Origin of the sequence: Dysosmobacter acutus, from assembly GCF_018919205.1 — a bacterium.
Classification (GTDB): Bacteria; Bacillota; Clostridia; order Oscillospirales; family Oscillospiraceae; genus Oscillibacter; species Oscillibacter acutus.
In genome coordinates this window covers 980,252-991,854 of sequence record NZ_JAHLQN010000001.1, presented here as the reverse complement: position 1 = coordinate 991,854, position 11,603 = coordinate 980,252, and the positions used below count along the sequence as shown (strand labels likewise).

The following is an 11,603-nucleotide window of genomic DNA, read 5'->3' as shown; positions in this document are numbered from 1 at the left end:
CTCAATCTCCTTTGTTGGACGCCAGAAACTCCCGGATGCTGCCGGCAGAAGGCACCAAAAACGGCGTCCTCTTCTGATACGCGTCATATCCTTCCAGCAGCACCGGAAACACACACCGGTCCTCGTAGACCACCAAAAGCACATCCAGCAGGCTGTACACCGCCACACACAAAAGCGGCAGGCCGCAGGAGAGCCACAGACAGATCAGCAGCCCGATCATCCATAAAACGCCGGGATGGCGGCAAAGCGCATAAACGCCCTGGGTCAGCGCCGGCCGCTTTGCGCCCGGCTTGCCGTAAGAGTCACCGGCCGGCAGGGCAAAAAACAGCGAATAGACCTCCAGCGCCAAAAATATAACCGCCGCAGCCGCGGCTATGATTTGCCAGGCTCCGGTAAGCGGTGCCGCTCCGGGACGGCTCTCCGCCGCAACCGCTGAGCAAAAAAGCACCGCCCCGGCCGGGAACAGCCAGCAGAGGCGCTTGTCACCCCGGTGCAGATCATTCCAGTCACTGAGGAAGAACAAGGCAAATCCCATTACACCAAACAGGACCATGTCCCTTCCCCCTCTTCCCCGCTCCCGGTGAAGGCGGCGGTTGTCTCTGCAGCTGCAGGCGCTCTATGGTATTCATATTATGTATACCAATTATATTCATTATATGATAAATTTTGTGCGGATTCAACAAATTTCACACAGTGAATTTTCACAAATCGGATGTACCCTTTATCGATCACAAGATATGGGAACTCCATTCTCCCTGTTCCCCAAGAGTTGGGAAGCTCAATCGGTTTCTTCAGCATTATGATTTAATCACCGCAAAATTCATCCGCCTCTTACGCATCTGTTTAGTCAATTTGACGAAATCCTGAATCCTTTGCAGTTTCTTATCTTCTTTTGATCATTCCAAATTTTCTTCTAAATTTTTGAGCGTGCTTTTGTCCAGAACGCCAATTTCAAAAATTTGACAGTGTTCTGGACTCTGCTCTATAATAAAGCCACATCTTCCTTTTCCTGAAGCCAAAGAACATGCGCGGCTTTCCTTCCCTTTTCCAACCGTTTCCGCTGGTGCGAGTGCCCGCAATTATGTGCCGTCCAGTTTTTCAACGCAGACACGATCCATTTCCCCGCTTTTTCTTCTCCAAGTAGCCCGTCAAAGTTCAAGGTTGTGCTTTCCAAATCCGCAGTATTCACTTTTGTGCAATATATCAGCTTTTATATATGATATACTGCGTTTTATTTTCTTTTGAGTAGAAACCCTTTCCCCCGCCAAATCATATCCCGAGGTGATCAACATGCCAAAAATCCGATACAACGCTCCGGTGGTGCTGACCTTTGCGCTGCTCTCCATGGCAGTCCTTCTTTTAAACCAATTCACCTCCGGCTGGTCCAACATGCATCTGTTCAGCGTGTACCGCAGTTCCCTTGTGGACCCGCTCTTTTACTTCCGCCTCTTTGGCCATGTGTTGGGGCATGCCAATTGGGCCCACTACAGCGGAAATATGGTCCTTCTTCTCCTCACCGGTCCCATGCTGGAGGAGAAGTACGGAAGCCTCCGGGTCGCGGCGGTCATCGCCATCACCGCCCTGGTCACCGGTCTGACTGAGGTCTTTTTCTTCCCCGGAACGGCTTTGCTGGGCGCCTCCGGAGTGGTCTTCGCCTTCATCCTCCTCTCCTCCGTCACCGGGAGCGGACGGGACGGAATTCCTCTGACCCTGATTGTGATTGCCGTCATTTACCTGGGCGGTCAGATCTATGAGGGCTTTACCCAGCAGGACAACGTGTCCCACCTGACTCACATCTTGGGCGGCGTCATTGGCGGCGGAGCCGGCCTTGCCCTGCGGCCCAGGAAATAGCTGCCCATATTAAGAAAAAGAGCGCGCGGAACGTTCCGCGCGCTCTTTTGGCTCAGTTCAGGCGAACCTCTTTGGCCTTCTCCGGCTCAAAGTACCCCTTCATGTCGTACTTGTTGTAGCCGGAGTAGTCGGACAGGACCCGGCCCCCCAGGGAATAGCTGCGGATGAACCGCTTGCCGTCCACGGAGGTCCAGTTCTCAGCATCCCAGCTGAGATAGCCGTCCTCGTCGCTCTTTTTCTCCGCAAAGATCAGATCCACCTGCCGGTTGTGGTTGGCCACCAGGTCAATAAGCTCTTCGGTGGTCAATTCCTTTTCGCATTTTTCAATGACATCGTTGACTTTCATGTGCTCGCTTCCTTCTTTTAGCCCACATATCCGGCCTTCTGGAGAATCTCCAGGGCCTTGGCATGGTTGGCCTCGCTCATCATCACCAGGGGACCGGTGCAGCCCATGCCGGACTCAGCGTAAATGCCGGCCTTCCACAGGGCTTTCACAGCATCCTCCAGGTCCATGACCTCGATGCCGGGAATGCTGGCGGTGACAGGCTCCGCGGGAGGCGCCTTGACCTCTTCCTCCTCGGCTGCGGGCTTGGCCGCGGCCTTGCGAGCTTCCAGGATTTTGTTCAATCCTGCCTTTTCCGCCTTGGCAAACTCCTCGGCCGCAACCTGGAACACCTTGCCCTGCACCAGCTGTGCGGCAAATTCCAGAGCGTTGGCAATCAGAGGTGCGCCGGAGGCGCGGGAGATGATGAGGATCAGCTTTTCGTAGCCCTTGCCGATGCCGGGGCCATAGCCATATCCGGTGGCCTCAAAGCTGCCGCCGGTGGTGTAAGCGGAGAGCATCTTGATCAGCACGTTGCCGGTTAAGGAATCGGTGACCATCACGTCGGGCGTACCCTGCAGCACATCGTTGCCGCGCATGACGGCGCCGCCGTCGGCCCTGGCGGAGTTGGCGAACTGGAAGTCATAACCGCCCTCCTGCAGCTGCTTGAGGGCCATTTCGGTCTGGCGGGCGCCATCCACGTTCAGGATACCCACAGTGGGGTTCTGCACGCCGGAGGCCTTGGCCGCAATGATGCCGTAAACGGCATTTTTGATCATGCCCTCGATGCGGTCGGCGCTGGAGGTGCCGGTGGTGTTGGCCACAAACATCTCCTTGCCCTTGGCCGGGGTAACGACCCGGCCAACAGTGGAAACGCCGATGGGGAACGGGAAGTGCATGGTGACCGCGCCGTCCACCTCGTGGTTCTCCACCATCTGCTCCATCTTCTTGTGGCCCTCGTCCTCATCCGCCACTTTGACGGTGGTGACGCCTTCCGCCTCCAGGGTGCCGATGTAGTACACATCCACACCGCGCCCGGCGGCCATCTTGGCGGCGGCCATGGCGTTTTCCTCGCCATGCTCGCTGCCCATGCCGGTCAGGGCAATCTTGGGACGGACGCCGTAGGAACCGTTTTCCAGGCCCTCAGCCATCTCCAAGAATGCCTTGGCAATTGTTTTTTCCAAATTACTCATGATTGCCTCCCTTATTCGGCCTGAGCCATCAAAGTGGCGGCAAACTCCTTCATGGCCTTGGCGATCATGCCCTTGACCTCTTCCTCGCTGACGCCCGCATTGTCGCCTGCGCCGGAGTTCTTCTGGATCACAAAGGATACGCCGTCAAAGAGGTTGGTCATGCGGCCCAGGAACAAAGAGCCCTTGCCGATGATCATCACACGCTGGATGGCGCCGGCCAGGATGTCCTCACGGGCAAAGCCGATGTAGGGCACGCCGGAAGGAATGTGGCCCTGGGTGGGAGCCCAGCCGGTGAGGCCGTGCTCGACGGTGAACTTGGCCAGGTCGGCCTTGGCGATGTCGCCCCGCTTGACAGCCAGGGCGGCGATCATCTTGTAGTTGGCCAAAGGCACGTCACCGGCGCCGGCGGGCTTGGTGATGTCGGGGTTCTGCATCTCGGGGGAGAACTTGTCGATATCAGTGACCTTCAGGCCGGCGCGCTCCAGGGGATCGGTGACCAGGGAGCCGATGACGGCCTGAGGGGCGGAACCGGTGCCCACCGTGTGGCGGCCCAGGATTTCCAGGTTGATCTCGGGGTTCACGCCGTCATTCTGGGTGACCACAACGGCGAATCCGCCCACCATATCCTCCAGAATGGGCAGGCCTTTCTTCACGTGGTCCTTACCGTTCATGCCCAACTTGGCGGTGCAGCCGCCGGCGGTGACGATGACGGTCTTATAGGCGCCGGACTCCACCAGAGCGGCGGCCTCGATCATGGCGTGGGCCGGACCGGCGCAGAAGCCGCGGGCATCGGAGCCGGTGGCGCAGCTCAGCCCGGCAATCTCGGCGGCCGCCTTGGCAAAGTTGCCGCCGCCGCGCTGGTTCATATCGCCGCAGGCCTCCTCGCAGCAGTCGACAACATACTCCACCTCATCCTTGCTGATGCCCGCGTTCTTCACAGCGGACAGCAGGGCCAGCACAGAGGATGCCTTGGACACGATGTTCTCGTGCATCACGTGGGCGGACAGGTTCACGTCAATGTCATGGGCGCGGTTGACGCAGCCCACCAGCTTGTCGTGATGATAGAGGCCCTCGGAGTGCTCCTCCGCCACCAGACGGGCAACCTCGGCGCCCTCGACGCCGTCGTTGATGCGGGCCATAATGGTCTCGTCAATCAGGGGGTTGGCGGCCAGGGCAGCCTTGTGCTCAGCCACAAACTCCTTATCCATCTTCACCAGATCAAAGACATCGCAGGCCTGCATCAGAAGCAGGAACTCCTCCTGGGGCATGATCTGGCCGAACTTGCCGTAGCGCTCGTTCACGTCGCAGGTCTTGTCGTGCCAGGGCTGCTCCACACCGGCCAGGTCCTCGGGGGTCTTGTTGCCGATGTAGACCTGGTTGGGCCAATAGCTCAGGGTCTGCTCAAAGCTGCGGATGTGGCTGGGCAGCTCCTTGAGGTAGTCACCGTCGGGATTGACGATGCGTTCGGTGGTTTGGGTGGTGCCGTTGTGAATCACCATGTCGGGCGTATGTACCAGGATATAGCCCGCGCCTTTGATAACACTCTTCATAAGAAAATCGTCCTCTCTGCATTTTCAAAAATGTAGTTCATCGCCATGGATCATTGCAGCAGCGCTGCGTCCTCCGAGTGCGGCCTTCTGCGATCATCCACATCGACGCAGAATGCGCCTAAAAGACGGACAGAGGCGGCGGCTGAAGCCGCCGCCCCCAAGCTCAGTCATTAGCCCAAATACTTGCAGTACTGATCGCGAATGGCACTCATCTCACTGATGATATCATCCACATCCAGAACCATCTCCATCATGGAGACCTGCTCCTCGTAGACAGCCTCGTCAAACTCAGCCTTCACTTCAGGCTCGCACACGTGGTAAACCGTGAGTCCCAACTGGACTCCTGTCAACGGACCGGCATAAGTCGGGTCACCATTGGTGACCGTCTCAGCAGCCAAGCCGGAAGCCTCGCCCTCAGCAGCGCCCAACAGAACGACAACGTTCTCGGGACCATACTGCTCAGCGAACTCCTTGACTCGCTTCTGATTTTCCAGATCCATTGCACCAGCGGCGGTTCAGACGAAGCACTCCGTCGAGGAAAACACGACCTCAGCTCCAGCGCTCACAGCGCAGGCCTCGATGGCCTGACCGGGAATGCCGTCACGGTCACCGATGATGATGACCTTTTTGCCAGCTAAAATGCTCATGTCTCTTTTCCTCCTTTGCAATGAATTTATAGAAAGCTGCTTGGCAGCGTTCTACCGCTTTGTGGCGCCATCCACCTTAGATGTGGCGCTTGATCATGGCCTCGACGTTCTCGGGGGTAGCGTCGTCCTTGACACAGGAGTCGATCATCGCGCCGTTTTCATAGACGGCGATGACGGGCAGGCCCAGAATCTTCTGGCCAATGGCCAGGCGGCGCGCCTTAGTGGTGTTCAGGGCGCAGAACTTCAGCTTGTCGCCGTAGGTTTCGGCAAAGCCGTGGACGTGGGGCATCAGAGCGGCGCAGGGCACACAGCCGTCGCCGTAGAAGTCCACTACCACCTTGCCGCTGGCCTGAAGCACTTCGGCCTCAAAAGTATTCTTATCAACTTCCAGCATAACTCTCAGTCTCCTTACTTCAGATTTGCGATATAGTGCTCAGCCTGCATGGCGGCGATGGCGCCGTCGGCGGCAGCTGTGACAACCTGGCGCAGGCTCTTCACGCGGATATCACCGGCGGCATAGACGCCGGGAAGGTTGGTGTGCATGTTGTCGTCGGTCTTGATGTAGCCGTTCTCCATGTCGATGATGCCATCGAACAGCTTGGAGTTGGGCAGCAGGCCGATGAAGCCGAAAAGGCCGAACATGCCGTCCTCGGGATCCGCCTCCACAGTGGTCAGCTCACCGGTCTTGGTGTTCTTGACGATCATCTTGGAGAGGATCTCGTCGCCGTCCACCTCATCCACCACGGTGTCCCACATGAAGTTCAGCTTGGGATTCTTGAACGCCTTCTCCTGAATGGATTTGGCGGCACGCAGCTCGTCGCGGCGGTGAATGATGGTCACCTTGCGGGCGAACTTGGTCAGATACATGGCCTCTTCCACGGCAGCGTCGCCGCCGCCCACCACATAGACCTCAAAGTCCTCAAAGAACGCTGCGTCACAGGTGGCGCAGAAGGAAATGCCCTTGCCCACATACTGAGCCTCATTTTTGCAGCCGATGGGGCGGGGGAATGCGCCGGTGGCAATGATCACGACCTTGGCAAGGTATTCGCCTTTATTACCCACCAGCTTCTTCACATCGCCGTCCAGCTCCACGCTCTTGATCACGTCGCTGACGCGCTCGGTGCCGAACTTCTTGGCCTGCTCGGTCATGCGGGCAATCAGGCTGGGGCCGCTCTCGCCCTCCAGCAGCTGGCCGGGGTAGTTTTCGATCTCGTTGGTGATGGCGATCTGACCGCCGTCCTGGCCCTTTTCAATTATCAGGGTGTCCAGACGGCTGCGTCCGGCGTAAAGGCCGGCGGCAAGGCCGGCAGGGCCGGCGCCCAGAACAATAACATCGTAGATTTTGCTCATTCTTTTACGCTCCTAATTTAAAGGATGCTCTCCCACGGCGCCTTTGTTGCGCCGTGGGAGCATCTTCATTCAAAATCAGACCTCGAAGATGGTCTGGTCCTCCACCTCGGTGGTCAGAGCCTCCAGGGCGCGGGAAACCAGCTTCTTACGCAGGGCGTACTCCTCTTCCTTGGTCAGCGCGGGGTTGCCCAGGGGATGGGGGATTGCAATGGTCGGGACAATTCTGTTGGCGCCGACCGTCATGGAGATGGGGGTAACTGTGCACATATGCACCACGGGGATGCCAGCGCGCTCAATCTCTTTTACCATCGTTGCACCGCAACGCGTGCAGGTGCCTCAGGTGGAGGTCATGATGACGGCATCCACTCCTGCGGACAGGAGCTTCTGCGCGTACTCAGCGGCAAAGGCTTTTGCGGAGGCAACGGCAGTTCCGTTACCGACAGTGGTGTAGAAGAAGTCGTGCAGCTTGCCGATCTTGCCCTCGCGCTCAAACTCGCGCAGCACGTCCACAGGCAGAACGCGGTCGGGGTCCTCGTTGGCATAGACCGGATCGTAGCCGCCGTGGGCGGTCTCGTAGGTGGCCTCGGTCAGATCCTGCACGCCGGCGATGTTGTACTCGCCATAGTGGGAGGCGGAGGAAGACTCGATATGGTCGGGGTTGCCCTTGGGAACAATACCGCCGGAGGTGCACAGGGCGATGGTGGCCTTGCTCAGATCCTTGATAGCCTTTTCCGGAGCCACGCGGTCAAAGGAGGGCATAGGATACTCGGTGGTGAAGGGCTTGTCAGCAAGCTTGTTGATCAGCATCTTCACAGCGCGCTTTGCACCACGCTCCTTCTCAAAGAAGTTGCGGCGGATGCCGTTGGGCATATAGCCGTCCTCGCAGGAGGCGCCCAACTCTTCGCCCTTCATCAGCTTCATCGCCAGCTTGGCCATCACGGGGGCGGCCTTGCGCATGCCGGCGGCGCTGTTGGCGGTGGCAACGATCAGAACCTTGTCCTTCAGATCAGCGCCGGGGTTTTCCTCATACATACCGGTCAGGACGGGGATTCCCAGTTCCTCCTGGACAGCCAGCGCGACGTTGGCGCAGGCATAGCCGTAACGGCCGGCGTTAAAGGCGGGGCCGGCGATGAAGAGGTCGGGCTTGGCAGCCTTGACCCACTCCAGGACCTGGGCCTTGGCGTCTTTTTCATGCTCAGCGAAATAGGAGTCGCCGCAGACGATGGTCTGGACGATCTCGGCCTCACCCTTCCAGGCCTGGTTGAAGGCCATACCGGGGCCTACAAAGCCCTCCCGCAGCTCGGGGGGCACATGAGCCATTTCCTCGCCGCCGATGTTGGCGAAGAACTGGTTGATATAGTGTACTACACGATAACTCATTGTTCTCTAAGTCCTCCTTCCCTTATCTTGCGCTCAGGCAGTTGAAGCCCATCTCGTTGGTAGCGCCGGTGATAACCTGCAGCTCCGCCTCGATGGAACCGTCGGGACGCAGGGAACCGGCATGACCGCCGGCGATCTTATCCACATAGTCCAGCGTGCCGATGACCTTATCCATCTTGGGCAGGACAATGACCTGGTTGGCGTTGCCGCCGGTGACCACGGCGTCGGCCAAAGGATCGGCGTCCGCCAGAGACTGGGACTTGCCGTCCTGGCCGGCATACTCGTCGGTGATGATGGTGGTCTTGACGCCCTGCAGCTCGATCTTCTTGGTATTCATGATCAGATCGGTATCGGGGTTGCCGAAGCCCTCCTGGGAGACGATGGCGCCGTCCAGATCCAGCAGGCGGCACAGCTTGGCCGTCCAGTCGGAGGAGCGCTGCTTGTCAGCAAGGTAGACGTTCTCGTTGGTGATGATGTTGCAGACATAGTTGAGGCTCTTGCCGTGCTCTTCGAACAGCTCGGCCACCACGGGGTTGTTCAGGTGGTGATAAGTGGTGTTCTTGTCGCAGGCGGACACGCAGTTGCCGGAGATGATGGCGCCGTCCATGGTCTCGGTGGGGTTGAGGATCGTGGTCAGGGAGCGCTTGGCGTCCACGCCGTAGACATAGGTGTCATGCAGCAGGCCCTGGCTCTGGAGCATATGGACATAGGCCACGCGGGGCAGGTTGGGGAACTTCTCAATTCCTTCCTTGATGCCATAGGTCTCGAAGGTCTTGACCTCGTCGGGAACCAGATCGCGGCCCAGCTCACCGATGAAGGTGGCGGCGCGCAGGCCCACCAGGCGTACCGCATGCTCATACTCGTGCTGATGCACGCCCTCCACGGGCTCGCAGACCAGCACCAGGTTCAGCAGCTTGGAGAACGGGGTGTAGTCGGCGCCGGGGCCGGACATGTCGATGATGCCTTCCTGGAAACCGACGATCTTGCCGGCGGTGACCACAGCCATGCCGCGCAGGACATGGGTCTTGCCGGAGCCGACGGTGTCAACCTTGGCGATGACGCCGGGGAAGATTCCACCGGGGCCCTCCACCTTCACGCGGGGCTCGATGACGTCCTTGACCGGGGTGATGCGAACGCTCTCGCCGGGCTTGGCAATGTCAAATACCACGCTCTTGACGCAGGCCTTGACATCGTCGTCCTCGTATACGAAAGCTTTCACCTCATCGGCATTTACGAAAAGCGTTCCGTTTTCTACCTTGCATTCCTTTGAAAATTGAATGTCTTTCATCTGGATATAGCCCAGTTCCAATTTCAAAGAGAACACCTCCTTCTTATATTTTCCTTATGGTTGAGCAAATTTACTAAGACCCGCCGCCGCGTCGAAATTCAAAGCGCCCGACAGCAGGGTATAGTCGATCAGTTGAAAGTCCCGCCGGATCTGATCGGTCAGGACCACGTTGCGCTGGACGAACTTATCATAGGCCAAAATGGCATTTCCCATGATCTCCGCCTGCTCCGCCGAAAAGCCGTGAGGGACCTTGGAGACCACCACGGACTTATAGGGGGTCTCGTTGGGCTTGACGCTGCCGGAAAGAGGGTGGGTATAGAGTGTGTGCCCCTCATAGACCATATCCCGGGCCAGCACCAGGATTTCCCGGTAGCCCAGCGCCTCCTCCAGACGGATGGTAAACCGCCCGTCCATGCAGCGCGCCGCAAGGGGATTGTTGGTCAAAATCAAATAGTCTCTCTCCGAACTCATATCAAGCTCCATTTTCCATACTTTTCCGCAAAAAAGGGCCGAAAATCTTACTTTTCAGCCAACCGGCAGGTCAAATCCCCAAACTCCGGCTTTATAATCATCATCATACAGGAAAATGAAAAAATGGCAAGCAAAAAGAGGGATTTATAAATAAATTCAATCCGGTTTTTGCATTTTTCTGTGTTTTTGTCAGACCTGCACAGTTTTTTCTTGAGAAGTTATCTATTTTGTCGGTTCAATTGGAAAACTTATCCAGATCAGAGCCCTTTTGTCCGTTATATAAAAACACATGTCCCCTGCACATCCTCACATGAGAGCGCTTCATCTCTTCCATGCAGACAGCTATGCGTCTTGTCATTTGTCAGAGTAATCGATATAGGTCCTTTAATAAGTATAAACCATAGCACTGTTATCGCGGCTCACTTCGCGGCCTGTCCTTGGCAAGAAAACAGATTCCCTGTTAAGCCCGGGCGCTCCCGTCTCCAGGATTTCCCTTTTTGTAATACTCAAGGGCATATTCATAGAAGGTCTGGGCAATGGGGGACAGAATTCCCTTTTTGTGCCGCACCGCATAGAGCTTCCGGCGGAGGCTGACGCTGTCAAAGTCAAAGGCCAGAAGGTTTCCGAACTGGCAATCGCTCTCCGAGGCGGTTTTGGAGATGACGGCGATCCCCAGCCCCTCACTGACCATCTTTTTGATGTCGTCGGTGGAGCGCACCTCCACGGCAATCTTCATCCGCGCCACATCCACACCCATCTCCCGGAGGAACTGTTCCGTCTCCTTCCGGGTGCCGCTGCCGCTCTCCCGGCTGATGAAGCTCTCCTCCAGGATCCGGCGGACGGGAAAGCCCTTTTTCTGATACTGCCGGTATTTGCGGGTATTGGGCGTGATGAGGACCAGCCGGTCGTCGGCAAACTCCTGGAAGGTACACTTGGGCGTGTCCAGCATGGTGCCGCAAAAGCCGATCTCCGCGCCGCGGGAGGAAACCGCCGCCGCCACCTCCTGGCTGTCGGTGATCTCCATGGCGAACTGAATATCCGGATACTCCTCCCGAAATCCGCGCATCAGCCGGGGCAGGAAATACTGGCCCGGGATGGTGGAGGCGGCTATGTGAATGGTGCCGCACATCTCCTTGGAGTAGGACTGGATGGCCTCAAGGGCCTCCCTGCGGAGCTTCAGCATGCGCCGGGCATATTGGTACAGCAGCTTTCCCGCCTCAGAGGGAAATATCTCCTTGGTGGTCCGGACAATGAGCTTGATTTTCAGTTCCTTTTCCAGGGAGGCGATATGGGTGCTGACCGTCGGCTGGGTCAGGTGCAGCTGCTCCGCCGCCTTGGAAAAGCTGTTGCTGTCCACCACCGCGGCGAACACCTCCAGCTGCTTGATGTCCAATTCCCATCCCTCCTCTTCAATGAAAAAAGAGCGCCGCATCGCTGCAGCGCTCTTTTGGCGGGAATATGTGGGAATCGAACCCACCTGGGCGGCTCTTCACCACCTGCACCGGTTTTGAAGACCGGGGGGCACACCAGCACCCATCTACTCCCATGCGA

Annotated in this window: 12 protein-coding genes and 1 tRNA gene; 1 reads left to right on the top strand and 12 read right to left on the bottom strand. The window is 57.7% G+C overall.

The window, feature by feature from the left end:
* Position 1 precedes the first annotated feature (1 nt).
* Entirely contained in the window at positions 2-553 is a 552-nt protein-coding gene (locus KQI82_RS04745) for a hypothetical protein (protein ID WP_216631739.1), read from the bottom strand.
* 737 nt (positions 554-1,290) lie between these two features.
* Here KQI82_RS04745 and KQI82_RS04740 point away from each other — a divergent pair.
* The gene (locus tag KQI82_RS04740) at positions 1,291-1,851 is read left to right on the top strand and encodes a rhomboid family intramembrane serine protease (RefSeq protein WP_216631738.1); all 561 of its coding nucleotides are present in this window, start codon (positions 1,291-1,293) and stop codon (positions 1,849-1,851) included.
* A 52-nt stretch (positions 1,852-1,903) separates the two neighbouring features.
* On the opposite strand, the gene KQI82_RS04735 is transcribed toward KQI82_RS04740, so the two are convergent.
* The 11 genes from KQI82_RS04735 to KQI82_RS04685 all read right to left on the bottom strand — a co-directional run bounded on the left by KQI82_RS04735 (position 1,904) and on the right by KQI82_RS04685 (position 11,597).
* Entirely contained in the window at positions 1,904-2,197 is a 294-nt protein-coding gene (locus tag KQI82_RS04735) for a hypothetical protein (protein ID WP_216631737.1), read from the bottom strand.
* Positions 2,198-2,214: 17 nt separating this feature from the next.
* The gene (gene grdD / locus KQI82_RS04730) at positions 2,215-3,366 is read right to left on the bottom strand and encodes a glycine/sarcosine/betaine reductase complex component C subunit alpha (protein WP_216631736.1); all 1,152 of its coding nucleotides are present in this window, start codon (positions 3,364-3,366) and stop codon (positions 2,215-2,217) included.
* A gap of 11 nt (positions 3,367-3,377) precedes the next feature.
* Positions 3,378-4,916, bottom strand: a complete 1,539-nt coding sequence (grdC, locus tag KQI82_RS04725) for a glycine/sarcosine/betaine reductase complex component C subunit beta (RefSeq protein WP_216631735.1) — start codon at positions 4,914-4,916, stop codon at positions 3,378-3,380.
* A gap of 170 nt (positions 4,917-5,086) precedes the next feature.
* On the bottom strand, positions 5,087-5,563 hold the full coding sequence (gene grdA / locus KQI82_RS04720; protein ID WP_187332349.1) for a glycine/sarcosine/betaine reductase complex selenoprotein A: 477 nt from the start codon (positions 5,561-5,563) through the stop codon (positions 5,087-5,089).
* Positions 5,564-5,639: 76 nt separating this feature from the next.
* Positions 5,640-5,957, bottom strand: coding sequence for a thioredoxin TrxA (gene trxA / locus KQI82_RS04715; RefSeq protein WP_216631734.1), 318 nt, complete (start codon positions 5,955-5,957; stop codon positions 5,640-5,642).
* 14 nt (positions 5,958-5,971) lie between these two features.
* A complete protein-coding gene (gene trxB, locus KQI82_RS04710) occupies positions 5,972-6,913 on the bottom strand; it encodes a thioredoxin-disulfide reductase (RefSeq protein ID WP_216631733.1) in 942 nt (313 codons plus the stop codon).
* Positions 6,914-6,988: 75 nt separating this feature from the next.
* Entirely contained in the window at positions 6,989-8,293 is a 1,305-nt protein-coding gene (grdB, locus tag KQI82_RS04705; protein ID WP_216631732.1) for a glycine reductase complex selenoprotein B, read from the bottom strand.
* Between the two features lie 22 nt (positions 8,294-8,315).
* On the bottom strand, positions 8,316-9,608 hold the full coding sequence (locus KQI82_RS04700; protein ID WP_187332353.1) for a glycine/sarcosine/betaine reductase component B subunit: 1,293 nt from the start codon (positions 9,606-9,608) through the stop codon (positions 8,316-8,318).
* Positions 9,609-9,635: 27 nt separating this feature from the next.
* The gene (locus KQI82_RS04695) at positions 9,636-10,052 is read right to left on the bottom strand and encodes a GrdX family protein (protein ID WP_216631731.1); all 417 of its coding nucleotides are present in this window, start codon (positions 10,050-10,052) and stop codon (positions 9,636-9,638) included.
* 460 nt (positions 10,053-10,512) lie between these two features.
* Positions 10,513-11,445, bottom strand: a complete 933-nt coding sequence (locus KQI82_RS04690; protein ID WP_216631730.1) for a selenium metabolism-associated LysR family transcriptional regulator — start codon at positions 11,443-11,445, stop codon at positions 10,513-10,515.
* Positions 11,446-11,500: 55 nt separating this feature from the next.
* Positions 11,501-11,597: transfer RNA gene (locus tag KQI82_RS04685), tRNA-Sec, on the bottom strand.
* Positions 11,598-11,603: the final 6 nt, after the last annotated feature.